The sequence below is a fragment of the Myxococcus sp. RHSTA-1-4 genome, assembly GCF_020037125.1.
Lineage (GTDB): Bacteria > Myxococcota > Myxococcia > Myxococcales > Myxococcaceae > Myxococcus.
In genome coordinates, this window is record NZ_JAIQDG010000031.1 from 22,305 (window position 1) to 48,034 (window position 25,730).

General features: G+C 72.7%; 25 protein-coding genes. 12 read left to right on the forward strand and 13 right to left on the reverse strand.

Annotation, left to right across the window (positions count from 1 at the left end; translation table 11 throughout):
• Positions 1–58: 58 nt before the first annotated feature.
• The 6 genes from K8638_RS33480 to K8638_RS33505 all read left to right on the forward strand — a co-directional run bounded on the left by K8638_RS33480 (position 59) and on the right by K8638_RS33505 (position 7,454).
• Positions 59–544, forward strand: a complete 486-nt coding sequence (locus tag K8638_RS33480) for an RNA polymerase sigma factor (RefSeq protein ID WP_223758750.1) — start codon at positions 59–61, stop codon at positions 542–544.
• On the forward strand, positions 541–1,278 hold the full coding sequence (locus tag K8638_RS33485) for a DUF4384 domain-containing protein (RefSeq protein ID WP_223758751.1): 738 nt from the start codon (positions 541–543) through the stop codon (positions 1,276–1,278). Before K8638_RS33480 ends, K8638_RS33485 begins: the two co-directional genes overlap by 4 nt.
• The gene (locus K8638_RS33490; RefSeq protein ID WP_223758752.1) at positions 1,275–2,810 is read left to right on the forward strand and encodes a caspase family protein; all 1,536 of its coding nucleotides are present in this window, start codon (positions 1,275–1,277) and stop codon (positions 2,808–2,810) included. The genes K8638_RS33485 and K8638_RS33490 overlap by 4 nt, the downstream gene beginning before the upstream one ends.
• Before the next feature lie 93 nt (positions 2,811–2,903).
• The gene (locus K8638_RS33495; RefSeq protein ID WP_223758753.1) at positions 2,904–5,609 is read left to right on the forward strand and encodes a hypothetical protein; all 2,706 of its coding nucleotides are present in this window, start codon (positions 2,904–2,906) and stop codon (positions 5,607–5,609) included.
• Between the two features lie 34 nt (positions 5,610–5,643).
• On the forward strand, positions 5,644–6,531 hold the full coding sequence (locus tag K8638_RS33500; RefSeq protein ID WP_223758754.1) for a radical SAM protein: 888 nt from the start codon (positions 5,644–5,646) through the stop codon (positions 6,529–6,531).
• Positions 6,532–6,554: 23 nt separating this feature from the next.
• Complete coding sequence (locus tag K8638_RS33505; RefSeq protein WP_223758755.1) at positions 6,555–7,454, forward strand: hypothetical protein; 900 nt, start codon at positions 6,555–6,557, stop codon at positions 7,452–7,454.
• Positions 7,455–7,458: 4 nt separating this feature from the next.
• Here the strand turns inward: K8638_RS33505 and K8638_RS33510 are convergent, their stop codons facing one another.
• Complete coding sequence (locus tag K8638_RS33510) at positions 7,459–8,163, reverse strand: trimeric intracellular cation channel family protein (RefSeq protein ID WP_223758756.1); 705 nt, start codon at positions 8,161–8,163, stop codon at positions 7,459–7,461.
• A gap of 175 nt (positions 8,164–8,338) precedes the next feature.
• Here K8638_RS33510 and K8638_RS33515 point away from each other — a divergent pair, with 175 nt between their 5' ends.
• Entirely contained in the window at positions 8,339–9,445 is a 1,107-nt protein-coding gene (locus K8638_RS33515; protein ID WP_223758757.1) for a hypothetical protein, read from the forward strand.
• Positions 9,446–9,530: 85 nt separating this feature from the next.
• Here K8638_RS33515 and K8638_RS33520 read toward each other — a convergent pair whose 3' ends face one another.
• The 3 genes from K8638_RS33520 to K8638_RS33530 are packed head-to-tail and all read right to left on the reverse strand — an operon-like array spanning position 9,531 to position 14,251.
• The gene (locus K8638_RS33520; RefSeq protein ID WP_223758758.1) at positions 9,531–10,424 is read right to left on the reverse strand and encodes a YIP1 family protein; all 894 of its coding nucleotides are present in this window, start codon (positions 10,422–10,424) and stop codon (positions 9,531–9,533) included.
• Between the two features lie 54 nt (positions 10,425–10,478).
• Entirely contained in the window at positions 10,479–12,866 is a 2,388-nt protein-coding gene (locus K8638_RS33525) for a serine hydrolase domain-containing protein (protein ID WP_223758759.1), read from the reverse strand.
• A complete protein-coding gene (locus K8638_RS33530) occupies positions 12,863–14,251 on the reverse strand; it encodes a GDSL-type esterase/lipase family protein (protein ID WP_223758760.1) in 1,389 nt (462 codons plus the stop codon). The genes K8638_RS33525 and K8638_RS33530 overlap by 4 nt, the downstream gene beginning before the upstream one ends.
• Positions 14,252–14,450: 199 nt before the next feature.
• Here K8638_RS33530 and K8638_RS33535 point away from each other — a divergent pair, with 199 nt between their 5' ends.
• On the forward strand, positions 14,451–14,873 hold the full coding sequence (locus K8638_RS33535) for a DUF2809 domain-containing protein (protein WP_223758761.1): 423 nt from the start codon (positions 14,451–14,453) through the stop codon (positions 14,871–14,873).
• On the opposite strand, the gene K8638_RS33540 is transcribed toward K8638_RS33535, so the two are convergent.
• Positions 14,857–15,279: an ATP-dependent helicase HrpB gene (locus K8638_RS33540; RefSeq protein ID WP_223758762.1), complete on the reverse strand. Its 423-nt coding sequence runs from the start codon at positions 15,277–15,279 to the stop codon at positions 14,857–14,859. The genes K8638_RS33535 and K8638_RS33540 overlap by 17 nt on opposite strands.
• 944 nt (positions 15,280–16,223) lie before the next feature.
• Positions 16,224–16,823 carry a tetratricopeptide repeat protein gene (locus K8638_RS33545; protein ID WP_223758763.1) on the reverse strand — a complete coding sequence of 200 codons (600 nt, stop codon included), beginning with the start codon at positions 16,821–16,823 and terminating at the stop codon, positions 16,224–16,226.
• A 112-nt stretch (positions 16,824–16,935) separates the two neighbouring features.
• Here K8638_RS33545 and K8638_RS33550 point away from each other — a divergent pair, with 112 nt between their 5' ends.
• Positions 16,936–17,199, forward strand: a complete 264-nt coding sequence (locus tag K8638_RS33550; protein WP_223758764.1) for a hypothetical protein — start codon at positions 16,936–16,938, stop codon at positions 17,197–17,199.
• A 55-nt stretch (positions 17,200–17,254) separates the two neighbouring features.
• Complete coding sequence (locus K8638_RS33555) at positions 17,255–17,623, forward strand: response regulator (RefSeq protein ID WP_223758765.1); 369 nt, start codon at positions 17,255–17,257, stop codon at positions 17,621–17,623.
• On the opposite strand, the gene K8638_RS33560 is transcribed toward K8638_RS33555, so the two are convergent.
• Positions 17,562–18,530, reverse strand: coding sequence for a LysR family transcriptional regulator (locus K8638_RS33560; RefSeq protein ID WP_223758766.1), 969 nt, complete (start codon positions 18,528–18,530; stop codon positions 17,562–17,564). The two genes, K8638_RS33555 and K8638_RS33560, sit on opposite strands and share 62 nt — an antisense overlap.
• A gap of 232 nt (positions 18,531–18,762) precedes the next feature.
• Between K8638_RS33560 and K8638_RS33565 the strand changes: the two genes are divergently transcribed.
• The gene (locus tag K8638_RS33565; protein WP_223758767.1) at positions 18,763–19,866 is read left to right on the forward strand and encodes a PAS domain-containing sensor histidine kinase; all 1,104 of its coding nucleotides are present in this window, start codon (positions 18,763–18,765) and stop codon (positions 19,864–19,866) included.
• Positions 19,867–19,883: 17 nt separating this feature from the next.
• Here K8638_RS33565 and K8638_RS33570 read toward each other — a convergent pair whose 3' ends face one another.
• Entirely contained in the window at positions 19,884–20,477 is a 594-nt protein-coding gene (locus K8638_RS33570) for a hypothetical protein (protein WP_223758768.1), read from the reverse strand.
• A 124-nt stretch (positions 20,478–20,601) separates the two neighbouring features.
• Positions 20,602–22,062: a HAMP domain-containing sensor histidine kinase gene (locus K8638_RS33575; protein ID WP_223758769.1), complete on the reverse strand. Its 1,461-nt coding sequence runs from the start codon at positions 22,060–22,062 to the stop codon at positions 20,602–20,604.
• A gap of 269 nt (positions 22,063–22,331) precedes the next feature.
• Here K8638_RS33575 and K8638_RS33580 point away from each other — a divergent pair, with 269 nt between their 5' ends.
• Positions 22,332–22,715, forward strand: coding sequence for a serine/threonine protein kinase (locus K8638_RS33580; protein ID WP_223758770.1), 384 nt, complete (start codon positions 22,332–22,334; stop codon positions 22,713–22,715).
• Here the strand turns inward: K8638_RS33580 and K8638_RS33585 are convergent.
• From K8638_RS33585 to K8638_RS33600, 4 genes are read right to left on the reverse strand one after another with little or no spacing between them, the layout of a single operon-like run.
• Positions 22,705–23,715 (reverse strand): hypothetical protein, encoded by a 1,011-nt coding sequence (locus tag K8638_RS33585; protein ID WP_223758771.1) that lies wholly within the window; start codon positions 23,713–23,715, stop codon positions 22,705–22,707. The genes K8638_RS33580 and K8638_RS33585 overlap by 11 nt on opposite strands.
• On the reverse strand, positions 23,715–24,101 hold the full coding sequence (locus tag K8638_RS33590; protein ID WP_223758772.1) for a hypothetical protein: 387 nt from the start codon (positions 24,099–24,101) through the stop codon (positions 23,715–23,717). The genes K8638_RS33585 and K8638_RS33590 overlap by 1 nt, the downstream gene beginning before the upstream one ends.
• Positions 24,098–24,757, reverse strand: a complete 660-nt coding sequence (locus K8638_RS33595; protein ID WP_223758773.1) for a hypothetical protein — start codon at positions 24,755–24,757, stop codon at positions 24,098–24,100. Before K8638_RS33595 ends, K8638_RS33590 begins: the two co-directional genes overlap by 4 nt.
• Positions 24,754–25,653 carry a hypothetical protein gene (locus tag K8638_RS33600; protein ID WP_223758774.1) on the reverse strand — a complete coding sequence of 300 codons (900 nt, stop codon included), beginning with the start codon at positions 25,651–25,653 and terminating at the stop codon, positions 24,754–24,756. The genes K8638_RS33595 and K8638_RS33600 overlap by 4 nt, the downstream gene beginning before the upstream one ends.
• Positions 25,654–25,730: the final 77 nt, after the last annotated feature.

Genomic DNA, 25,730 nt, shown 5'->3' on the forward strand with positions numbered 1-25,730 from the left:
GCATTTGCGCAATCCTGGGGCCTGGGGTGTTGGTACAGGGCCGAGCACCGGAATTTCCATGCCCGAAGACCGACTTCACGCGCTGTACCGCACCTACGGGCCCGCCCTGTACGCCCGGTGCCGACAGATACTGGGCGACGACGCGGCGGCGGCCGACGCCGCGCAGGAGACCTTCCTCCGGCTTCACCGCCACCTGGACCGCGCGCCGGACGCCAGCCAGGCCCTGGCCTACATCTACCGCGTCGCCACCAACTACTGCCTCAACCAGGCGAGGGACCGCCGCCGCCGGGCGGAGCCCATGGCCGACCTGCCCGACGTCCTGGGCGCCGACGCGGAGCGGCTGCTGGAGGACCGGGACCTCGCGCGCCGCCTCATCACCACCGCGCCCCCCAAGGTGGCGGAGGTGGCCTGGCTCCACCTCGCCGACGGCATGACGCAGGACGAGGTCGCCCGGGTGCTTGGCATCTCCCGCCGCACCGTCGTCAGCCGGCTCGCCGACTTCCACCGACACGCCCGAACGCTCACCGGGAGCAGCCCCTCATGAATCCCGCCCACCTCTCCAGTCTCAAGCTCGACGCCCTCGCGCTGGACGCGCTGCCCGCCCGGGAGCGCACCGACGCGCAGGCCCACCTGGACGCCTGCGCCACCTGCCGCGCCCGCGCCGGAGAGCTGGCGGCGCTGCGGAGCCACTTCACGGTGAACGTGCTGCCCCGCACCGCGCCCGCCCTCCGGAGGCCGCCCGCGTGGGCCTCCGCCTGGCGCTGGTGGGTGCCCGCGCTGGCCACCGCCGCCGTGCTGTTGTTGATGCTGCGCCCGGTGGCCGGAGTGGAGCCCGAGTTCGGCGTGAAGGGCGGCGCGGCACTCCAGCTCTATGCCCACCGGGACGCGCGCACCTGGAAGGTGGAGGAGGGCGAGGCGCTCTCCCCGGGTGACCAGGTGCGCTTCCGGGTGGACCCGGGAGGCCTGCCCTACGCGCTGGTGGTGTCGGTGGACGGCGCCGGGCAGGTGAACACGTACCACCCCTACGGCGGCGCGCGGAGCGCCCTTCTTCCCACCCGGGGCGTGGTGGAGATTCCCGGCAGCATCGTGCTGGACGACGCGCGCGGCCCCGAGCGACTCTTCGCCCTCTTCTCCCGCGAGCCCCTGGCCTTCGACGCGGTCGCCCCCGCGCTGAAGGAGCTCGCCGCGGGTGGGGCCGACGCCATCCGGGACCGCACCCGCCTGCCCGTCCCCGCGGGGGCACAGGCCACCTTCCTCTTCGAGAAGACCTCGCCGTGACGCTCCTCGCCCGCTGCCTCGTGCTCGCCGCCGCGCTCACCGCGGCCCTGCCCGCCCAGGCCGGCACCCGCCGGCTCGCCGTCCTCGTGGGCCACAACGTCGGAAGCGGCGAGCGCCCGCCGCTGCGCTACGCGGAGGCGGACGCCGCCAAGCTCGCGAGCGTGCTCACGGAGCTGGGGGACGTGGCGCCCTCGGACCTCCTCGTGCTCCAGGGCCGGGACCTGGCCACGGTGCGTGGTGCGCTCGAGCGCGTGGCCCGCCAGGTGGCCGCCCTGCGCGCCGTGCCCGGCACGCGCGTGGTGCTGCTCTTCTACTTCTCCGGGCACTCGGACGGCGTGGCGCTGGAGCTGGGCACGGAGCGGCTGCCCTACGCGGACCTGCGACGGTGGCTGGAGGCGACGCGGGCGGACGTGCGCCTGGCCATCGTGGACAGCTGCCGCAGCGGCGCGCTCCTGCGCTTCAAGGGTGGCCGTCCCGGCCCCGGCTTCGAGCTGCGGCTGACGGACGAGCTGCACAGCACCGGCCACGCGCTGCTCACCTCCAGCGCGGAGGACGAGCTGGCGCTCGAGTCGCGCGAGGTGGGCGGCTCCCTCTTCACGCACCACCTGGTGTCCGGACTGCGCGGCGCGGCGGACAGCTCGGGAGACGGGCTGGTGACGCTCGCGGAGGCGTACCAGTACGCGTACGCCCATACCGTGTCGGCCACCGCGGACGTGCTGCTGGGCCGCCAGCACCCGGCCTATGACTACCGGCTGAGCGGCAAGGGCGAGCTGGTGCTCACCCAGCTTCCCAGCCCCGGCACGGCGCTGGAGCTGCCGTCGGACTTCGAGCGCGCGCTGCTGCTGCGTCCGGACCGGGGCCAGGTGCTGGCCGAGCTGGGCCCGGGCGCGGTGCCCCGGCTGGCGGTACCTCCCGGAGACTATGAGCTGCGCGCCTGGCGCGCCGGACGGCAGCACGGCGGCACCGTGCGCGCGGCCGCCGGCGAGGTGCGGCACGTGCGCTGGGAGGACCTCGCGCCCATGCCGTCCGCCACGCCCGTGTCCGGCGCCAAGGGCGCCGCGGTGGAGCCCGCTCCCCGTGAGCCCGTCCTGCGCCTGGGCATCGGCGCCGGCCTGCGCAAGTCCGTGGCGGAGGACATGGGGCCGCTCCAGGCGCTGCGGCTGGAGCTGAGCGGCACGGACTCGCGGGGGCTGGTGGCCTCGGTGGAGGTGGCGCGAGGAGCCCGCCCCGTGGGGCGCGAGGCCGCGGGTGTCCTGGCCCTGGGCTACCGCTGGGGCACGCGGCGGGGCGCGCTGGAGGCCGCCGTGGGTGTGGAGGCGGGCGCGCAGTTCCTCCGGCAGTCCACGGGGGCCGGCGTCGGCTGGGCCCTCGCGCCCAGCCTGGGTCCCACGGCCACGCTGTCGTGGAAGGTGGCATCCCGGCTGGCCCTCCAGCTCGGTGGCCGCGCGCCCCTCTCCATCGTCCCGCAGGACGGGGCAGGGAGGCTCCGGCTGCTGCCCGGCGCGGAGCTGGGCGCGCGGGTGGACCTCTAGCCACGGACGGGCGCGGCCCGTTGCGCAGTTTCAGGCGCCACGGGGTTCTTCCGCGTGAACGAGATGACGGAGGCGGTCGTGACGCGGAGCAGGATGGGAAGAGCGCTGTGGCTGGGTGCGCTGTGCATGCTGGTGGCCTGTGGGCCGGGCGTGAGCCGGGAGCTGGAACGGCCTCCGGAGCAGCCCCCTCCCCCGGGCGGGGAGAACCCATCGCAGCCCCCTCCCCCGGGCGAGGAGGACCCATCGCAGCCCCCCGCCCGGAATCCGGCCCCCCTGCTCTCGAGCATCGACTCGGAGTGGGTGGACGCCGAGGCGAAGCAGGTACGGCTCCGGGTCGTGGGCAGCGGCTTCCTCCGCGACAGCGTCCTGAACTTCAAGGGAGCGGAGGTCCCGTTCCAGCTCGTGAGCGACACGGAGCTGGTCGCCACCCTCTCCATGGAGGGCCTTGCCTGGAGCTCCGACGACCTGCTCCAGATCCGGAACCCGTCCCCCGGCGGCGGGGCCCACCGCCTGTTGCTGCCCTATCCCACTCCGGTGCTCCTCGGCATCAGCCCGGACTCGGCCCTCACCGAACCCGGCAGCCCTCTTCGCGTGAGGTTGACCGGCCGCAACTTCGTCACCGGCGGCGTGCTGCGCTTCCGGAGCGAGGCCTGGCCCGTGACGGTGCTGGATACCGGCACCGCCGAGGTGGAGCTCCCCACCTCGGCCCTGGCCACCGCCTCCCCGGAGGACGGCGACACCGTCGTCCTCACCGCCCCCGGGCCCCGCATGCTCACGACCGCTCCGCTCCGCCTGCGGATAAGCGACCCCGAGCCGCGAATCGAGGGCGTCTGGCCTCCCACCCTGAGCGCGACCGCCGCCCGTAACACCACCGCCGATGGCGGCGTGTCCGACTTCGGCCTGAGCATCCAGGGTCGCGACCTGCGCTCCACCACCGTGGTGACCTGGAACGGGAAGCCGGTGTCCTCGGTGTTCCTGGGCAAGGACACACGCCTGGCACTCCTGCCGCCCGAGGCGCTCGCCACCCCGGGACGGGCCTCCGTGAAGCTGGAGAGCACCCGGGGCCTCCAGTCGGCGCCCTTCCCCGTGCCGGTGATGACGGGGCCCGCGCTGCAATCGATGTCCCCCCCGTCGGCACAGGCCGGCACGAACGGCGCTGTCCTGCTAGTCGGCGGCGAGGGCTTCGGCGATGACGCGGTCATCTACTGGAATGACCGGGCGCTGGACACGCTCCCTGGCCCGCACGGCTCGGAGACCAGCCTGGTGGCCACCCTCCCCGCGGACGCGCTGAAGCTGCCGGGCACGAACTTCGTGACGGTGCGCCGGGGCACGGATGGCACCGCGTCGGCGCCGCTCGCCTTCCAGGTGGTGGCCGCGGCGCCCGCCCCCGTGACCCGTGAGCTCTGGCCGGCGGTGCTGCCGGCGGGGAGTGACCCGGTGCGCCTCTGGGTCTATGGCGGCGGCTTCACGCCACGCTCCGTCATCCGGCTGGACGGCCAGGCGCGCTACACCACGTACGACTCTGGCACGCTGTCCACGTGGCTGGACACCTCGGACCTGTCGACGTCCGGTGTGCGCACGGTGACGGTCCACACGCCCGGCCCCGGGGGTGGCACATCGCTCCCCCTGCTGCTCAAGGTGGATGCCCGCCGGCCGGTGCCCATGTTCTCGGGCCTGTCGGAGATGAGCGCCCCGGCTGGCAGCGGCGAGCTGAGCCTGGGCGTGTGGGGCGCGGGGCTCGGCCCCTACTCGGTGGTCCGCTGGAATGGAGAAGTGCTCCCCACGGGGAGCGACTGGGCGACCGGCGGGTACAGGGTGACCGTTCCCGCGCGCCTCCTCCAGGTGCCGGGAGTCGCCCGGTTGACGGTGTCCAACCCCGCTCCCGGGGGCGGCACGAGCGAGGAGCTCCGCTTCGTCATCCGCGAGCCGGGCGCCGCCGCCATCCAGCTCTCCCCGCGCGTCGTCGAGCCTCCTCGGGACGACGTGTTCCTCAGCGTGTACGGCTCCGGCTTCACCGGGGACTCGTACGTCACGGTGGATGGCCGGACCGTGACCTCGTACCTCCAGAGCTCCACATGGATGACGGCGCGCCTGACGCCGGAAGACCTGTCCACCCAGGGGCCCTTGGAGCTTCGGGCCATGACTCCCGGAGAGCCCCCCAGCGCTCCAGCCTATCTGCACGTGGTGGGACCGCGGCCTCCTCTGCTCCGGGGACTGACTCCGGGAGTGGTCTCCGTGGGTGCCTGGGCCGCGGACCAGCGGCGTCCCGTGTCCCTTCATGGCGAGGGCTTCGCCTGGTTCGACCACTACAGCCCCCTGAGCGACCACGACCTGGCCACCACCGTCGACTGGGGAGGCACGCCGCATCCCCTGCGCTACAGCGCCACGGGCGACGGCTTCCATGTCCAGCTCGGAGGCGAGGACGTGTCCCGGCCGGGGACGTTCCTCATGAGCGTGTCACGCGCCGCCGAGGGAGGTACCTCCTCGCTCCCGGCACTCCTCAACGTGGTGGCCGAGCGCCCCGTGCCCCACGTCACCGCCGTGCAGCCCGCCACCGTGAGCGCCGGGGCGCCCGCGCTGCGGCTGCGAATCTCCGGCTCGGGCTTCCACGCCACCAGCGTGGTCCACTGGAATGACCTGCCGCTGCCCACACAGGCGTGGCGAGAGCCGTATGCGGAAGGGCTGGAGGCGGTGGTCCCCGCCACCGCGCTCACCCAACCTGGCACGGCCTACGTCACGGTCGTGACACCCGAGCCCGGGGGAGGCACGTCCCTGCCACTGGCCGTGTGGGTGGAGTAGCCTCGCGGGGCTCGACTATGCTGCCGTCATCCCGATGAGCATCGTCGAGCCCCTTCCCGCCCGGGTCCCCTGGGAGGCCTGCCGAGCGCTGACGTGCAGCGTGCTGCCGGTGCGGCTGGCGTGCAACCTGCGTTGCCCGTTCTGCTTCTCGCGCTCATCCATCAGCGCGCTGAAGCACGAGACCTCGGACCTGCTGCGCCTCGATGTCGCGCGCTACTACCGTGACACGCGCGAGCGCGGGGCCACGCGCCTGGTCATCACCGGTGGCGGCGAGCCGCTGCTGCGCCCGGAGACGGTGGTGCACCTCGTCCGCGAGGGCCGCCGCTTCTTCGACGAGGTGGCCCTCTTCACCAACGGCACGTTCCTCACCCGCGCGCTGGCGGAGGAACTCGCGGAAGCGGGCCTCTCCTACGTCTGCTGGTCCCGGCACGCGGTGGACGACACGGACAACCGTGCGCTGATGGGCAGGCAGGCGCCGCTGCGCGACGACTTCCTGGAGGCCGCGAGGCCGCTCAAGGTGCGCGCCACCTGCGTCATGGCACGCGGGCACGTGGACAGCCGTGAGGACGCCTGGCGCTACATCCGCGCGCTGGCGCCGCTCGGGGTGCGCGAGTTCACCTTCAAGCACACGTACGTGGCCTATGCGCAGTCGGTGTTCCGCGAGTCCCCCGCGGACCGGTGGGCGCGAGCGCACCAGGTGGAAGAGGACGTCTTCGAGGGCCAGGGGCGCATCGTGAGCCGCCTGCCCTGGGGCCCCGTCATTCGCAGCATCGAGGAGGTGCGGGTTTGTTACTACCGGGAGCCGACGCCGCAGTGGGAGCAGGAGAACGGGTTATGCCGCTCGCTGAATCTGTTGTCGGACGGGAGCGTGTACGCGTCACTGGAGGACTCGCGGAGCCTGTTGTACCGGCTAGAGTCCTAGCGAAGGCCCTGTCCCCAGAGACGGTGGAGACGTTCCGCCCGCTGCTCCCGGTGGGGTACGCGGCGGGAGCGGAGGCGTACCGGCGCGCGGCCGAGGGGCTGACGGCGGACGAACTGACGCAGCACTACACGCGGGGCCTGCGCTTCTTCCACGAGGAGCTGGTGCCCAGGGTGAAGGCGCGGCTGAGTGCGCTGAGCGGCGGCGTGTGGCGCTTCGACGACTACGTGGCCTTCGCGGCGGGCAGCGACTGCGACTTCATGAGCCACCTGGTGGAGGCGGTGGCGGCGAGGGAGCCGGTGCGCCTGTACCCCGGGGACTGGCACGGCTTCGCCGTGGGCTGCACGCAGCAGGAGCGCATCACCTGGGACGCGGAGTCACCGGGTGAGCTCGCGTGCCTGTGCATTCCCTCGGTGCGCAATGGCCACGTCACGGAGGAGATGCTGGCCTTCCTGGGCGCGTCGACGCACGCCCTGCTGAACCTGAACCTCTACCCGACGCTGGCCGCGCCGGAGCGGACGGAGGTGGCGCGCCAGCTCCTGCCGCTGCTGCAGAGGTCGGTGCTGTCCATCAGCTTCAGCCGGGGCTTCGGGCTGACGGCGTCACAGCTCGGCGTGGCGCTGGTGCACAAGGACCACCCGTACCGGAAGCGCTTCGAGACGCAGTGGAACTGGCACACGTACTTCTACAACGCGCTGGCCGCGCGGGCCTTCATGGCGGTGGACCTGGAGCGGATGCAGGCGGTGGACGCCCAGCGCCGCGCCTGGGTGGGCGCATGGCTGGCCGAGCACGGGCTGCCAGCGGTGGAGAGCGGCAGCTACTACGTGAAGTCCTTCCGCGTGCGGGGCGAGCTGCCGGAGCACCTCGCGCCCCTGCGGCGTGGAGACGTGGTGCGGCTGTGCTTCAAGCCACCGCAGGTGGGGTGAGGGCTTATTCGGTCTTGTGGCCGTGATGGGCTGGCTCGCGCGGCCCGTCTCCGCGCGTCCGCTTCACGGGCAGCCTCCAGCCGAAGCGCAGCGACACGAGCCGCAGCGTCGTGGCCACCAGCATCCCCACGACCAGCGCCATCCGGGGGTGCCCCGCCTGTGAGAGCGCGAGACACACCGCGCTCGCCGCCAGCGCCGCCGTGGCGTAGTAGCCGGGCACGGCTCGCATCAGCGCCGGCGTCTGGCGGCTGAGCACATCGCGCACCACCCCGCCTCCGGCGGCGGTGATGACGCCCATCAGCAGCGCGGTGCCGGGGTGCAGCCCCACCTCCAGCGTCCGCTGCGTCCCCGCCACCGCGAACGAGCCGAGCGTCAGCGCATCCAGCGTCGCCAGGACGCGCACACCCGGCCCCTTGCGAAGGTCCAGGAGGAACGCGACGAACGCCCCCACCAGCGCCGCGACGAGGTACGACGGCCGCACCAGCGCCAGCGGGGGCCCGGCCTGCAAGAGCGTGTCGCGGATGATGCCACCGCCAACCCCGGAGACGAGCCCCAGCACCAGGAAGCCCATCAGGTCCATCTTCCGGCGCTCGGCCTCGAGCGCGCCCAGCACCGCGCCCGCGAAGACGCCCACCAGGTCCACGATGAGCGTGCCCAGGGAGATGACCTGCTCCTGGACCTCGGGAGCTGTCAGGTCGAACGAAGCCATGGCTCGCGAGGCTGCTACTTCACCCCCGCCGCGTCCACCCGCGTCGCGCCAGGCAGGCAAGCGCCAAGGGCCCCGCGCGGAGAAACTTTGTGTACCACCGGCTATGCCGCGAGTGACTTCCGCCCACTCCCTGCGTTCTGCCATGGTGGAGGCGTTCCTCCCCCCGGAGAGCCTCATGGACCGCCGTCTCGGCCCCGCGTTCTTCCTCGGTTCCGTGCTGTTGCTCGGTGCTTGCAAGAAGTCCCAGGACTCCGCCCCCGTGGCGCCCTCCCCCGCCCCCTCCCCGGCGGAGGCGAAGGCCGCGCCCGTGCCGGCGTTCACCCTCTCCTACCTCCAGGACGCACAGCCCTCGGGCTGCACGTGGACGCGCCACGACACGGCCGGCGCGCGCAAGGCGCTCTTCACCGTGGACGCCGCGTGCGACCGGCTCCGCCTCGCGTGGAGCCCGGACGGCCGGCAGGGCGTCGTCGTTGATCGCGGCGGCGGCGCCGTGAAGCCGCGCGCCTGGCGGGTGGACCTCCAGGCGGGCCAGGGCACCCCGCTCCCGCTCCCGGAGGTGGGGCACACGGACACACTCGGCTTCGACGCGGCGGGCCACCCCGTCGCGCTGGTGTCCCAGGTGGAAGACCTGGTGCGCAAGAAGGAGGGCGGCGCGGAGTCCTTCGTCTTCGAGGGTCAGCGCATCCCCATCACCGAACCGGAAGGCGGCCCCGGACTGGCGCATGCCTTCCGCCGCGAGGGCGACGCGTGGAAGCGCGTGGAGACGGTGGCCACCGTCTATGAGTCGGACGCGGCGGCCGGCACGGGCGCGCTGGCCACGGCGGGCACGCTGGTCTCTTCCACGTCCGGGGTGGACCCCGACGCTCCCGCGGCGACCGAGCTGCCGGAAGGCAGCGAGGAGGCGGCCCGGCTCGACGCCGTGGTGACGGACAAGGGCCACTCGAGGTTCGGCGTGTGGGTCTCCATGGAGACGCACGGAGGCCCCCTCTATGCGTGGCAGGCCGCGGGCGAGCTGCCCGTGCTCATGCCGCCGCTGCGCTGGGAGGACCAGGACCGGCTGGTGGAGCCGGAGGCGCTGGACCTCCCGCCCACGACGGAGGTGGTGGTACGGACGCGCGGGCCCCTGCTGCTCGTCGCCTCCAACACGTCCGCGCGCGTCTACGACGCCAAGGCGAGGAAGCGCGTCTTCACGCTGGACGGCGTGTACGACGCGCGCTTCTGGCCGAAGTCACGCATCGTCACCGCCGCCGTCCCGTCGTCCGACGCGTCCACCGCGCAGTAGCCGTCACCGCCGGAGCGCCCGGAGCCCTCCAGGCGCCCGGCCGCTACCGCCATCATCCCCCCGTCTCCGAAGCTGTCCACCCTGCTCAGCTTCCGGCGCCCGGCGCGACCGACGCCGCCATCAGGATGAGCGCGAGGTAGCCGCCACCACACACGAGGCAGGAGAGCAACGGCGCCGCGAGCGCCCCCAGCGCCGCCTTGCCCCAGCTCGTACCGTGCAGGCTCCGGTAGGCGACGACGCGCAGGCCGATGGACCAGAAGGGCGCCACGTAGAGGCTGCAGAAGGGAATCAGCCCCAGCAGGAAGGGCGCCTGGGAGAAGGCATTGCCCCGCAGCGTCACCGCGTAGGGCTGCGCCGTGCCCACCATCCGGAGCAGGAGGTGGTCCAGCGCCGAGGTGAAGAGCGTGGTGAGCAGCCCCATGACGGGCGCCAGGACCATCCAGACGGCGAAGATGCCCACCATCATGCCCCGGAACGCCACCGGGCTGATGTTGTCGCTCTTCATGCTCTCGTCAGGCATGGGGAAGACGGCCATGAACGCCATGTAGACGAGCATCGTGGTGAAGATGCCCACGAAGCTGCACAGCGCCGCGAAGCCGAGCGAGCTGCCCACCGAGCCCATCGGCTGCATGCGCTCGAAGGTGGGAGTCGGACGGAACATGACGTCCAGGCACGTGTTCCAGAACGCCTTGAGCGTCCCCAGCTCCGCGCGCTGGTCCCACGCCACCTGTCCCGACGGTGTGCGCTCATGGCACGACGCGCAGAGCGCCTCGCCCCGGTCGCTCTGACGCAGGCACTGCGGGCACGCGAAGCTGCCGCAGCGCTCACACGCGCGGAGGCTCAGCAGGTGGGGATGGACGGCGCACACGGGCTCCGAGGAACCAGGGACCGCCTCACGCAGCAGCGACGTGCCGCACACACCGCAGAACTGCGCACCCGGGACGACGAAGGCCCTACAGTGGGGACAGGGAATGTTCATGAGCGTGCACATCCTCGCACGGAGAAGGCCTGTCCACAGCGCCCGCGGCGCGGCTCAGCGCGGGCGCACCAGCCCGTGGTCATCCGGCACGGGCCCCGGGGCCCCCCTCTCGCCCGTGGGGCGGCTCGCTGAAGACGTGGGCGGGGGAGTGGACTCACGCGCCCGCCGCGCCTGGCGGAGCGCGGCCCGGGCCTGGGTCCTGTTCCCCTGGGCGCCCTCGCGCTTCGCCAGCGCCTCCCACAGCTCGGGAGACTCCGGGTGCAGCACGGCTCCCGCGCGCAGCAGGCCCAGGCCCACGCGCGGGGACTCCGCCTCGTTCGCGCGCTTCATCAGCCCCGCGGGCGTCAACGCCAGGGCCCCCTGGGGCGTGGCCAGCGCCTCGCGCAGGTGCGGCAGCACCTCGCCGTCCCGCTTCGCCGCCAGCAGCCCCTGGGCCAGCGCCACCCGGGCATCCACGCTCCGCGGCTGCAGCTCCACCGCGCGCTCCAGCCAGCGCAGCCGCGCCGCCGTCTGCTTCTTCAGGGCATGTCCCTCGGCGATGCGCAGCAGCTCGTCCGAGTAGTCCGGGCGCAGCTCCGGGGCCGCGGCCGCCGCCTCGCGCAGGGCGGGCCAGTGCTTCTCCGGGCTCCTGATTTCGTCCAGCCGGATGCGGCGCAGCGCCGGCACCTCCGCGCGCTTCCAGCTCGACACGAAGCGCAGCAGGTCCCCGCGCAGCGGCTCGCCGAAGCGCTCCGTGTCGGGAAGCCCGCGCGCGTCGCAGGCGGCCAGGTAGTCCGCGAAGAAGGACAGCGCTCCCTCGGTGGGGTACGTGCGCAGCCGCTCGGCGCCGTGGGTCTGCTCCAGCATGCGGGCCATGTGCGCGCCCACGCGGATGAAGACGGAGCCCATGCGCGGGTCATGCGCGCCGCGGATGCGCTCCAGCGCCGCGCGCGAGTCCTTCGCGATGAGCCGCCGGTCGAGCAACTCCGAGACTCGCGCGAAGGCGCCCGGCAAATCCTCGTCCGGAGGCAGCGTGCCCGGCCCGCGCGTGGCCCACTGGTGGTACGCCAGCCCGTAGCTGGCGATGCGGCCCAGTCCCTCGTACACCACCGAGTCCACCGGGTCCGTCAGGTGCGCGTCGCGGCGGGTGACGCCTTCCTCCAGCACCTGCTCCATCACCCGGATGGACAGGCGCCGCATCCGCTTCGCCTCACCCTCCACGTTGGTGGCCAGGGCAATCACCGTGTCCTCGGCGGGGAACATCACCAGCAGCGTGGTGGTCTCCGGCTGCCCGCCCGCGTGGGCCACCAGGTAGTGGCCGCGCAGCGGGTACGTCGCGAAGCCCATGCCGTAGTCGGTGAGGCGCCCGTCGCTGGTGGCCATGGACGCCTGCATGCGGCCCATCGTCTCGCGGGACACCAGCGTGTGTTGCAGCACCGCGCGTCCGAAGGCGAGCATGTCCCCCACCGTGGCGCGGGTGCCGCCGCCGCCGAAGCGGCTCGTCACGTCCAGGAAGCGCGACGGCTTCAGCGCGCCGTCCGCCACCCGGTAGCCCGCGGCCTGGTGCTCGTCACGCGTGGCGAGGATGTCCAGGTCCGCGGACTCCATGCCCGCGGGCTTGAAGACGTGCTCGCGCAGGTAGTCACGGTAGGACTGGCCCGACGCCGCCTCCACCGCGGCACCCAGCAGGTTGAAGCCCCACGTCGTGTACAGGTAGCGGGTGCGCGGCTCGAAGGCGAGCGGCTTCTCCGCGAAGACGGCGATGGCCTCCGCCGTGCTCATCGGCTTCACGTTGTGGGCGGAGGAGGGGCCGTCGTACGTGGGCACGCCGCTCAGGTGGCCCAGCAAGTCACGCACGGTGACGGGCCACTGCTTGCGCGGGTAGCCCGGCACCAGGGTGCTGATGTCCGCGTCCAGGTCCAGCTTGCCCTGCTCCGCCAGCTGGAGCACCGCCACGGCGGTGAAGGACTTGGTGATGGACGCCATGCGGTACGTGGTGCGAGGCGTCGCGGGCAGGCGGCGCGCCAGGTCCCTCTGGCCATAGGCGCACACCCAGCGCTGGTCGCCCCGCGTGACGCCCACGGACAGGGCCGCCGTGGGCCCCTGGGACATCTCCGCGCGGACGATGGCGTCCAGCGCGCGCTGCACCTCCGGAGGGAACGCGCGCGGAGCCACCCGGGCCGGGGCCTTCGCCACGGTGCCGGCCTCCGGTGCGCCCCGAACCGCCGCCACGGCGCCAGCGTCCGCCCCGGTCCGCGCCTCCGCCACGGCGCCAGCGTCCGTCCCGGTCCGCGCCTCCGCCACGGCGCCGGTCTCCGACGCGCCCCGCGCCTCCGCCTCGCCCCCGGCCTCCTCGGCACCGACGGGCTCGCACACCGGCGAGCCGCGCGGGGCCGCGAGCGACGCGGGCCCGAGCAACAGCAGGAAGGCGGCGACCAGGGACTTCCAGGATGCGGTGCTCATGGCGTGGCCTCCGCGGTGGGAACAGGCAGTGGGGCCGGAGTGCCGGTTGTCAGCGAGGCCACCCCGCCGGCCGGGGACGGCGTCTCCACCCAGGCGCGAAACAGCGCGTCCGTGACGAAATGCCCCAGCAGGTCCAGCCCCTTGCCGCGCGGGTGCACCATATCGACGTGCATGAAGCCCGCGGCGTGAAAGCGCAGCAGCGAGCCCTTGCCGCCCATGGCGGTGAAGGTATCGAAGAAGGCACAGCCCTGCGCGAGCGCCACCTCGCGCTCGGCGGCGATGACCGCCTCCAGGAACGGGCGCTGCGTCCGCGTCTTGTTCGGACCGCGCGCATCGCTCACGGCGTCCATGGGGCCCACCACCATGCAGGCACTGCCCGGCGAGGCCAGTCGCGCGCGGCCCAGCAACGTCCGCAGGTCCGAGCGCAGCTTCTCCAGGTCCATGCGCTTCCACTCGAGGCGCTTGGACTCGTTGCCACCCAGGAAGAAGAGCAGCAGCCGGGGCGCGCGCTCGGCGAGCTGCGAGCGGAGGATGGCGTCGTCCATGCGCGCGTAGAGCCCGGCGTCCGCGGACGGCACGCCCAGCATGTCCAGGACGATGCCGGGGCGCGAGTGCTGGAGCACCACGCCCTGCACCACCGCGCCCTTCCCCTCCGCCACCACGTCCACCGACTTCGCGCCCGCGGGCAGCTCGAAGTGCGTGGCGCGCGCCCTACCGTCTCCGGAGGGCTCCGTCCGCGCCAGCACCTGGCCGCCGCTGGACACGGTGAGCGCCCCGCCATGCGGCACGTCCAGCCACCACAGCGTGCCCCGCGACTCGCCCTCCAGCTTGAAACGGCCACGGGCCTTCGCGGCGGTGGCCACGTGGTACACGCCGGTGATGCCAAACGGCAGCGGCGGCGCGCGCAGCTCGCCCAGCGTGCGCGGCTGCCAGCCGGCGGCGCTGAAAGCGGTGCGGCTGCGTCCCCCGTACGGGGCCATGCGGTCCACCAGCAGCACGCCCCGGCCCGCGTCGCCGAAGGCCAGGCCCAGGTCCTCGCGGAGGACGTCCACGATGCGGTCGCCGGCGATCAACGAGTTGCCAAAGGCCTCGATGACGACGGGGCCGGACGCCGAGCCCGCGGCCAGCGCGTCCAGCGACTCGAAGAAGGGCGCCAGGGCGGTGCGCGCGCAGCCCGTCCCCCGCGAGGGCGTCACACACGGGTCATCCACCCGGGCCCCGGGCGCGCCGAGCCGCTGTGCCAGTTCCTGGAGCGCCTGGACGCGTGCCGGGCGAGCAGGCATCACTCGCGGCTCCGCTCCGATGTCGAAGGCGGCCAGCAGGCCACAGACCAGGACGGGGAGCCAGGTCCGCCGCCCGCGCCACCGGACTTCCGAATGCGTCATGCGCCGGGCAGCGTAGACGAAAGCTCCCGCCCACGCATTTTCCCGGCCGCCCGCTGCTTCCCTGCCTGGCGCCTCATGAGGTACCTCCAGCCTCGGAACCGGCGGGCACCCTCCCCCATGGGCGTAGGGCGGTCCTCCCCGGCCCTCGTGGCTGAACAGTTCCCCACCGCCGCCTCCAACCCGTGTACACCGGGGCGTGATGAACCACCCTTCCGCCCCCTCCCCACGCCGGGTGCGGCTCACCACGCTGGTGCTGGCGGTGCTCGTGCTGCTGCTGGGACTGGCCTCGCGCTCGAAGTCGGTGCCGTGGCCGCCGTTCTTCGCGGCCTACGCGGGGGACGCGCTGTGGGCGCTGCTGGTGTTCCTGCTGCTGCGCTTCGTGGCGCCCACGTGGCCCGTGCTTCATGTGGCGGGCGCGGCCCTGGCCTTCTCCTTCGCCGTGGAGGTGAGCCAGCTCTACCAGGCGCCCTGGCTGAACGCGGTGCGCAGGACGCTGCCGGGCCGGCTGGTGCTGGGCGCGGGGTTCCTGTGGAGCGACCTCGTCTGCTACACGGCCGGCGTGCTCGCGGGGCTGGGCCTGGACTCCGCGCTGCGCCTGAGGGCGGCTACACCTGCGTCTTGACGACGTCCTTCAGGCCGGTGGTCGCCTTCTCCACCACGCGACTCACCAGGTCCAGCTCCTGCGTGTACCGGTACATGGAGGCCTGCAAGGACAGCAGCTCCGCGTTGGAGAACGGCTTGCCGGAGCTGGCCTCCTGGATGATGCGGTCCAGGTCACGCTGCCCCTGCTCCAGCGCGCGCACGACATGGGACACCGCGTGGAGCGCGGGCTTCTCCGTCGGGGCGATGCCCTCCACCGCGTGCGCCGGCTGAACGGCGGGCGTGCTCCCCACCTCGCCGGTGGCGCGGGCCTTGTCCGCGAGGACGCCGTCGAACCTCGACTCGCCCTGCTTCTCCACAGGTGCCGCGCCCTGCTGCTGAGGGGACACGGGCTGTGCGGGGGAAATACCGGTCATCGGGCTCGTCATGGGTGCCTCCTCCGGAATGCGCTGGAGGAGAAGTATCCCCGCCGAGCCTGACACCCGGGCTCATCCAGGACGCGGATGAGTCCTGCCATGGAGCCGCCTCGGCCACGCGGTAGCCGCAACGGTACTCGGACATTTTCGGAGTGCCGGGAGACCGAGGCCCCGCGAAGCCCCAGGCCCTGTCTCCCATGCCACGACTTCTCGCCATGTCAGCCCCCCGAGCCGCCATGCGCGGAATGGAGCGTCCGTTCCGCATGGCCTGTCAGGCGCTCACCACTCATGGGCCCCGCCTCACCACCCGGCACGTCAGCCCCGAGCCGCCCAGGTCCCGAATGGAACTTCCATTCCACGTGGCCCGCCACGCGCTCACCACGTATGGGCCCCGCCTCTCCACCTTGTCAGCCTCCCGCCCGGGCCGCCATGCGCGGAATGGAGCGTCCGTTCCGCGCGGCCCGCGCAGCCCTCACCGCCCCTCGCCCCGAACCTCTTCGCCATGTCGGCTCCCCCGGGCCGCCACGCGCGGAATGGAGCGTCCATTCCACGTGACCCGCCGAGTCCTCGCCGGTGGCGGCGGGCCCCAACCCACCTGGCATGTCAGCCCCCTGAGGTAGACACCATGCCGCGGAAGGAGCGCTCCTTTCAGCGGAGCATCGCCACGCCGCGCCCTCATGCGCATCTCGACAGCGCGAGCGCCTGGCCGCGTCACCTGGCCGTCGCGCCGCCTGGCCTTCGATGGATAGATGCCAGGGGTCTCGATGGAGGGATGCGCGGGTCGAGTGCCTTGGCTCCCGGGCGGCCGGGAACGCGGCGGGACGTCCATCCCGGTCCGTGCAACGCGAGGGCCTTCATCGAGGGCCGCCCCGTTCGCGCCTTCTCCGATGCACCGCCATGGCCCAGGCACCGCCAGGCGGCTCCCTGCCTTGTGCGAAGCCCTACCGCGCCACGAATCAGTCCGTCAGCAGCACAGTCAACACCTCGGCCAGCCCCTTGGCCTCGGCGTGACTCGGGTCGAGCTCCAGCGCCTCGTCGACGACGATGCGGGCCTCCTCCAGCCGGCCCTGCTCCTTGAGAGCCAGTCCATAGGCGACGTACGCATCCGCGGACTTCGGCTCCTGCGCGATGCGGTCCAGGTGCTTCTTCTCCTCGGCATCCGGCGGGGTGAACGCGCCAATGGGCGGGCACGGGTCGCCATACTGGCCCTTGATGCTCTTGGAGTACGTCCCCGGCGCCAGGACCTTCACCGCCTTGACGAGCGCCTTCGCGTTCGTGCCGTTCCCCTTGGCACACAGCCCGAGCACGGCGATGTGCAGCCCCTTGTTGAGGCCGGGGTAGTCATCGGACTTCTTCACTCCGGGATAGTTCCAGCGCCCCGCCGTCAGACGCACCCAGAGCACCCTCTCCTTCAGGCGGTCCAGCGCAGCCTGGGCCTCGGTCTCCGTCTTCCCACCGCCGACGATGATGATGTCGTACGTGCGGGGCCTCGGCTCCTTCGCGGAGGCAAGGACGGGCGCCAGCGAGACGAGGAGCAGGAGGAGACGAGCAGTCATTCCGTCACTCTACCTCGCGGGCAACCTGCCGCGCGGACGTCCCGGATTGCGTGGCGTCATGGGTTGCCGTGAGCGAAGCCCGTGCAAGGGGAAGCGTACCAGGGCGCGTGGGTTGGCGTGCTCCGGCGGGGGAGACAGGCCTGTCGGCAAGCCGCGGAAGCCGTATGAGACCCTCCTCGCGCACAGGTCATCCTCGCGTCCTCGCTGGCGGCCGGACTGGAGATTTCGCGCGCCGCCTTCCAATGGCCAGGGCCTGTCCGCGCTGGACGACCTGGCGGTGGTGGCCTGGGGGCGTGACAGCGAGGGTGGAACCAACCCTCCACCCCAGGGCGGCTACACGCTGCGCGTCACCGTCCGGGAGCACCGCGTGCTCTGAAACACTCTCCTGTATTCCCCCTTCCCATTCCCGCCGTTCCCACGAGAATGGCGGCGTGAGCCCCGCATCAGCCCCCGTCCTGGTGGTGGACGACGACCCCGACATCCGCGAGGCCGTCCAGGACATCCTCTCGTTCGAGGGCTACACGGTGGTCCAGGCCGACAACGGCAAGGAGGCGCTGGAGCTGCTCAACCGCCAGCCGCGGCTGCGCCCGTGCATCATCCTGCTGGATTTGATGATGCCCGTCATGGACGGGGAGGAGTTCGTCGGGCACCTGCGGAAGGACCCGGAGCTGGCCGCGCTGCCGGTCATCCTCGTCACCGCCAGCGGGCGGGTCACGTTCCCCGGCATCCAGGCCATCATCAAGAAGCCCTTCGAGATGGACGAGCTGCTGGCGGCCGTCTCGGCACACTGCCATCCCTGAGCGCGTCGATGACGAGCTCCCGGAAGAAGCGGGAGCCCGGGTCCGCGTGGGTGCGGGAGTGCCAGATGAGCGCCATCACCATCGAGCCGGGACTCGGGGTCAGCTCCAGCCGCTTCAGCGGCAGCATGGCGCACAGGACCTCCGCCGTCCGGGCGGGCATCCCGGCCACGTAGTCCGTCCGGCTGACGGCCATGCCCGCGGCGATGAAGTGGGACACCGTGAGCGCGATGTCCCGGGTGAGGCCGTGGTCCTTCATGAACTGGTCGAAGAGCCGGTGGCCGACGCCCGGGCGCCCCTGCGAGATGTGCAGGTCCACGTGCTGGGCCGAGTTGAAGGCCTCCTTCGTCAGCGTCGTCCCGCGCAGGCGCGGGTGGTCCTTCCGGACGATGAACGCCACGTCCTCCAGGTAGAGGGGCTCCGCGAAGAAGCCCTCGCGTGAGGCCACCTGCACGGGGCCCAGGGCGGCGTCCACGTCACCGCTCGCCATCCCGTCATTCGCGATGACGTAGTCCACGCTCACCACGCGCAGCTTTGCCCGCGGCATCCGCCGGGTGAACGCCTCGACGATGAGCGGCAAATCACAGAGGACCTGGTTGTCTCCGCAGGAAATCGTGAACTCGCGCGTGCTCGCCGCCGGGTCGAAGTGCTGGCCGTCCACCGCCGCCTGGAGCTGCGCCACCGCGGAGGCGATGAGCGGCCTGAGCGCCTCGCACCGGGGCGTGGGGACCAGCCCCCGCCCGCTGCGCACCAGGAGCGGGTCTCCCAGCACGTCCCTCAGCCGGGCCAGCGCGTTGCTCACCGCGGACTGCGTGACGTGGAGCTGCCGGGCCGCCCCCGTGGCGCTGCCCGTCTCGAGCACCGCGTGGAGGACGAGGAAGAGGTTGAGGTCCACCGCCGAGAGATTCATGGCGGTGATTCCATACCTCATGAGCCATCAACACGCGCAACCAGCCCACCGAGGGCTTCGGGCTCCATGGAATCCCGCGGATGCTGGGGCGGAAGTAGCGAGCGAGCGGGCGTCGCGCCGCGTCAGCGCGTCCCGGGCGCGACTGCCATCTGGCACACGCCCGCGATGTCCTGCGCTGAACGTCCGGGCCCGCTTGCAAGCGACGGACTTGCGGCCGTGCTACGGCCGGTATGTGTTGCGTCCCCCCTTCCTCCCACCGCCCGCCGAGGACCTGGAGACCTACGCGCAGCGGCTGCGCGTGGTGGCGGACGCCGCGCCGGTGATGCTGGCGTACGTGGACGCGACGGAGCGCTACCGCTTCGCCAACACGGCCTACGCCGCGTGGTTCAACCTGCCCCGCGAGGCGATGCTCGGCCGCACCGTGCGCGAGGTCGTCGGAGACGCCGCCTACGAATTGCTGCGCCCCGCCGTGCACGTGGCGCTGGCGGGCCAGCGCGTCCACTTCGAGCGGCCCGTGCCCTACAGCGGCGGCACCCGCAGCATCAACGCCACCTACGTGCCGCACGTCCTGCCGGACGGCACCGTGGCGGGCTACGTCAGCACCGTGCTCGACGTCACCGAGCGCCTCCACGCCGAGGCGGAGCGCGAGCGCACCTCCCGCTTCCGGGAGCACTTCCTCGGCATCGTGAGCCATGACCTGCGCAACCCGCTGAGCGCCATCCTCGCCGGCGCCAACGCGCTCCTGCACGCGGCCACGCTGGACGAGCGGCAGGGCCGCGCGGTGGCCCGCATCGCCCGCAGCGCCGCCGGCATGGAGCGCATGATTGGGGACCTGCTGGACTTCACCCGCGCGCGGCTGGGAGACGGCTTCCCCCTGCAGCCCGGCCCCACGCACCTGGACGCGCTCTGCCAGGAGGTGATGGAGGAGCTGGAGGTGGCCTGGCCCACGCGAGAGCTGCGCGGCGTCCTGGCGCCGCTACCGCCGGGCCGCTGGGACCGCAACCGGCTCGTGCAGGTGGTGTCCAACCTGGTGGGCAACGCGCTCCAGCACAGCCCGGAGGGCACTCCGGTGACGGTGGTGACGCGCGCCGAGGGCCCGCTCGCCGTGCTGGAGGTCCACAACCACGGAGACCCCATTCCGCCCGAGCTGCAGCCACACCTCTTCGAGCCCTTCCGCCGCGGCCCACACACACCGGGACGGCGGGGGCTGGGCCTGGGGCTCTACATCGCGCACGAAATCGTCCGCGCGCACGGCGGCACCCTCACGGTGCGCTCCTCCCAGGAGGAGGGAACGACCTTCACCGTGAGCCTGCCGCCGCGGCCGCCCTCGCGGTAGCGCCGCGCACACGCGCCTCACGAGCGGCGCGCACCCGTGAGCATCGCCGTCACCTGAGGGTCCAGCTTGAACGACTCGAAGAAGGCTTCCGCGTCCTGGGGCGGCTTGCCCTCCGGGTGCAGCAGGAGCTGCTGGTAGAGGCGCGGGCCCACCAGGAAGAAGCGGCCGCGCAGGTGGCGCGGGCCGGACACGCCCTCCACCTCCCAGCCAGGGAAGCCGTCCAGCATCAGCGGGCGCGAGGACAGGCCGGTGGCGCCCAGGGCCTCCAGGGCCCCGTGGCTGGCGCGGGCCACCACGTCGCGCGGGTCCGCCCTGGACACCGCGGCGGGAGGAAAGTCCGTATAGGAGACGTAGTAGGCGGTGTCCGCTTCCGGGCGTACGGCGATGAAGGTGTGGAGTGTCACCTCGCCGACCTCGGTGGCCTGCGAGCGGTGCTCCTCGCTCACCGGGGTGGGAATCGCGACGGAGAAGCCCCCCTCCGCGGACTGCATGACGGGGGCCGCCGCCTGGGCGGACGTGGCGGCGGTGGCGGCCGGCGCCTGCTGACGGGATGCACAGGCTCCCAGGGCCAACAGGGCCGCGAGCGGCGCGACTCGGCGCGAAATCTTCATATTCCAGGAAACTCCCTTGGTGTGGTCCGGAAGGTACGTCCGGGGCCCGTAGTGCGCATCCTGCCTCCATGGGCCGACGCGTGGCAGGAAACGCTTCGGCGGACTGCGCCCGCAAGCCCCCCCGTCAGTGCAGGGTCCCCGACGGAGGCACTGGACTGGACGGCCCCGGCGCCTCCCCGGGGGGCCGGACCTCCACGGAGGCGAGCGGCAGGCGCACGCGGAAGACGGAGCCGACGCCGGGCTTGCTGTCCACCTCGATGCGGCCCCCGTGGGCCTCGACGATGCGGCGGGCCACGGACAGCCCCAGGCCCACGCCCGGGGCGCGCTGGCGGGCGTTGCCGGCGCGCTGGAAGGGGGCGAAGAGCAGGCGCTTCTCCTCCTCGGAGATGCCGATGCCCTGGTCCGTCACGCACAGCAGCACCTCGCCGTCCTCACGGCGCACGGCCACGTCCACGCGGCTGCCGGCGGGCGAGTACTTCAGCGCGTTGCTGACCAGGTTGTGCAGCACCTGCTCCAGCCGGGCCGCGTCCGCGCGCACCAGCACGGGCGTGTCCGGCAGGGAGAGCTGGAGGACGTGGCCGCTGTCTCCGGAGCGGTAGAGCTCCACCACCTCGCCCGCCAGCTCGCGCGCGTCGCGCACCTCGGGCCGCAGCTCCAGCTTGCCGGCCTCGATGCGGGTGGAGTCGAGCAAGTCGCCCACCATCCTGTCCAGCCGCTCCACCTGCCGGCCCACCAGCGCCAGGGTGCGCTCCATGCGCTCCGGGGTGAGCGGCGCGCGGCCCCGGCCCGTCAGGGCGGTGGACAGCTTGAGGGCGGACAGCGGGTTGCGCAGCTCGTGGGCCACGCCGGCCAGGAAGGCGAGCTGCTGGTCCTGCTGGTGGGCCAGGCTGTTGGCCATCTCGTTGAAGGTGCGCGCCATGTCGCGCAGCTCGGTGGGCCCCGCCACGGGCGCGCGGGTGCGCTTGCGCCCGGAGCCGAAGCGGCGCATGGCCTCGCTGATGTCACGCAGCGGCTGGAGGGCGATGCGCCGCAGCAGCACGGAGACGACCACCGCCCCCAGCAGCAGCAGCGCGCCGAGCGCGAACCCCACGATGTCGGCCAGGCGGTTCGTCCGCACCGCCTGGTCGCGCGCGTCCCGGGCCTCGGCCACGTTGATTTCGATGACCTGCTCCAGCCCGTTCAGCGCGGCGTCGAGCGACGGCGTCTGCCTCGCGCCCCGGGCCCCCTGCCGCGCGAGGTAGACGTCGATGTCCCGGGCGACCTGCTCCAGCAGCGCGCGCTCGGTGTCGGTCGCGGCGATGCTCCTCAGCTCGTCGAGCTGGGGGCGCAGGGAGGCCTCCAGTTCCTGGCGCGTGGCGCGCCCCGTGCCCATGGGCACCGTGGTGAGCCCCTCCCGGACGAGCCGCACGTGGGAGAGCAGGCCGACCTCCACCTCCTCGGCGAGCCGGACGCCCTCGACGGAGTCGCGCAGGGTCTTGGTGGACCGGTCCAGCACGCTCGTCAGCACGACGAGCGAGATGGCGGCCGCCAGCGTGAGGAAGGCCAGCAGGCCGATGGCGGCGGCGAGCCAGGCACGCAGGCTCATACGGCCTCCCGAAGAAGCACGCGGGTGCCGCTCGGCACCGGGCCAACAGCGGGGAATCTCACGCGGGGCCTCCCGGAAACCGGGGGCGTGGGTGGACAGCGCCCCCTTCCTGACTGGAGGAACAAGCACGCCGCGAGGGGGATTCGCGGACTGGACAGCAGGCGGGCACGGGGAGAGTCTCCCTGCACGGCGCCAGCGCCGGCCGGCTCCGTCCGTGCTAGGAGGAGGGCCGTGGCAGGCAAGCGTCCCAGGCCACGTGCGAGGTCTCCATGGACATACTCTCCCAGCCGGTACGCACCCTGAAATTCGATGGCTTCTGGCGCTGGCTCCAGGAACACACGCACTGCATCCTGCGCTGTGGCTCCGTGGACGCGATGCTCTACGACCACGACGACTTCCACTGGGCCCTCCTGGAGGAGGAGCGCCAGTTCATCGTGCAGGTGCTCAAGGGCAAGGTGCTCGTGGGCGAGCTGGTGCTGGCGGGCCGTGAGGTGGCGGAGGTCAACGTCGCTCCGGACCCGGACACCGGCGCCCAGGGCCACGTCCTGGTGGAGTTGATGGGCGGCCCGAAGGAGGACCGGCAGGTCCTCTACCACTTCGTCATGGCCCACGGCATCGACCCGGCCCCGGGCCACAAGGACCTCAAGCACTGAGCAGCACGCGCTCGAGGTGCGCCACGGCGTCCCGGGTGCCGCTGACGTACGGCCCGGGCCTCCGGGCCGGGCGCGAGCGGGCGAGCAGGACGGCGCGTTCCACCAGTTCGTCCATGGAGCCGGCCCGCTCGTCGTGACGCAGCCGGAGCGCCTGCCGGTCATAGAGCCGGGGACGCGCCAGGGCCACGAACGGAGTGCCCGTCACGCGCGCCTCGTGCACGGTGTTGTAGCCCCCCGCTCCCACCAGCACATCCACGCCGGGAAGCACGGCCAGCGCGGGCCACACGGACACGCGGAGTGGGTGGGGCCGGAGCGACGCCGGCACCGGAGGCACCAGCCACCTCACGAGCGCCGTGTCCCCCAGCCGCGTCTGGAGCCGCGAGGCGATGGCGCCCGCCTCCGCCACCTCCGCCGGGGTGCCGCACCCCATCACCGCGACCAGCGGCCGTTCATCCTCCACCGGGACACCCAGCCGCGCGCGGGCCTCGGCGCGAGGCTTCAGCTCCCCCTCCTCCAGCAGCAACCATGGCGCGGTCCGCACGGCGCGGGGATGCCCGGCGAAGGGCGCGTCCTCGCCCGGAACGAGCAGCAAATCGAAGGCGTCCACCGCGCGCGCGACGTCGAATCGCTCCACATAGGCGGGGTTGAGGTCGCGGTGGATGAGCACCTTCCGCGCGCGAAGGCCCGGCAGCAGCGGCGCCAACTCGCCGCCCAGGCCCCGAGGAAAGGCGTCCACGACGAAGACGTCCGGGCGCTCGGCATCGAGCCACCGCGCCACGGCCCCGCGCACGGCCTGCTTGTCCAGCGCCGCGCCCGGGCGCCACACCGTGACACCGGGCCCCAGCACCTCCTCCAGCGGCAGGCCCGAGGCGAACGGGCTGTTCGTGAGCAGCGTGACGGCGTGCCCCCGGCGCGCGGCCATGCGGGCGAGCGCGCCGGCGCGGGTGAGGTGCCCCATCCCACCGCCGAGCGCGTAGACGAGCCAGCGAAGGGCGGCCATCAGCTCCCGCCCAGGTCCTCCTCGAAGGAGGCGTCGTCCTCGTTGCGGAGGCTCTCGCCGTCCGCCTCGGTGAAGTCGTTCGGGTCCCTGGACGAGCCGCGCCCCCACACGGAGCCGGGGCCGTAGTAGCCGTAGTCCTTGTAGTAGTAGCTCGGGTCGTCCTCATCCAGGCTCGAGTCCGTGTCGCCGTCCGCCTCGCCGCCGTCGTCCTCGTCGTCCGCCTCGGTGCACGAGAGGCAGAGCGTCTCCGCCTCCGCGAAGGTGACGTGGTCCTTGCACAGAATCTTCCCGCAGCGGCCGCACGCCGCCGCCATGGGCTGGCCGCACTCGTGCGAGAAGAGGAAGCCGGTGCTCTCCTGGCACGGGGCCTCGGAAGGAGGGCTCATGGCTGCCGGGCCTCCGACTGGAGGAAGAAGAGCAGCGCCACGCGCAGCGGCAGGTCCAGCCGCTCGAAGGCGAGGCACGCGGCGGCGTCGGCGCGCACCAGCGACTTCGTGGCCAGCAGCGTGCGCCCGCTCGCGTCACGCAGGGACACCTTGCCCTCGCGAAGCTTCACCCGGGCCACCTCGCTCCCGGCGGCGTCCTGGATGTCGGCCCCGTCGTCACTCGGGGATACGGAGTAGAGGAGCGCGCCCTTCGCGTCGTTGAGCCGCCAGCCGGGGCCCTGGCGCGCGAGGGTGAAGAGAATCTGCCGCTGCTCGGCGTCACGCACGGTGAGCGCGCCGCCCGCGGAGCCGACGACGTAGCCGAGCACGGCATCGTCCGGGCCCGAGATTTTGAGCGCGGTGCCCTTCCACTTGTAGCGCGCCAGCTCCTTGTCCTCGCCGTCCACCAGCTTGGCGCCGTCCTCCTTCGGCTTGAGGGAGAAGCGCTCGCGGTCGTCCGCGTCCTTGAACTTGAGCTTGCCGGAGGCGCTGGCCTCGTCGCTGGCGGCGGCACTCTGCTGGGAGCGGGGCGCCTGGGCCTCGGAGCCACCGGGCTTGGAGCAGCCGGCCGCGCTCGTGAGCACCACCAGGGAGAGGAAGAGGAAACGGGACATCATGAGGAGGCCCTCGCCGGCTCCCGCTTGCGCAGGGCCGTGGAGTAGTTGAGCACCTGGTAGAGGCTCAGCAGCGACATCAGCGCGGCGCGGGGAGCGTCACAGAATGGGGGCTTCACGCCCTCCTGTGCCGCCCAGTCGCGAGCCATCCCGACACGCAGGGCGAGCCGGTCTTCCGCCACGTCCAGCCGCGAGAGCGACGCGCCCTGGGGCAGCCGCACCGCCTGCCGCGCCTGAGCGCCGAGCCGGGCGAGCTGGGGGTGGCGCTCCGGCTTCACGCGGAGGTGGACATGGAGGAACGACACGCCCTTCTGCTTGCGCTTCGTCTTGTACTTGCCCCGGGGATTGCGCCGCGTGCGGCTCCGGGCCTGGAGCCGCTCCTCCATGCCGAGCCGCAGGTGCGTGCCGTCCCGCAACCGCACCTGGAAGGAGAGCCACCGCTGGGCGAAGGACTCGGCGTTCCAGTCCTTCACCTTGCCCCGCTTCGTGAGGTACCGCGCATCCTGGGTGGGACGGAAGTCCAGCTCCACCGCCACGGGCTCGTCCGGAGCGATGTCCTTGCGCAGCCGCTGGAGGATGCGGGCCACCAGCTCGTAGCGCCGGTTCTCCAGGTCCAGCCCGCTGTAGCGCGCGGCCACGATGAAGCAGACGACCATGGCCACGAACGACACCGCGGACATGCCGGCGCCCACGGGCCCTACGGGCGTGATGAGCGCCCCGACGAAGAACAGGGCCGCCAGGGCAGCGAAGGCACGGCCTCGGCCGTTCCACGACTTCTTCTTCTCCTCCATCTCCGCGTCGATGGCGCGAAGCCTGCCGAGGTCCGCCATCACCACGCTGACGGGAGCGCTGTTGCGGTAGAGCCGTTCGGAGCGGAGCAGGTTGAGGTCGAAGGCCACGGCGGGAAGCTCCCCCTCGGAGCAACGGAAGACGAAGGAGCGTACGGGCGCCCCGCCGCGAGGGTCAAACGCTCCGG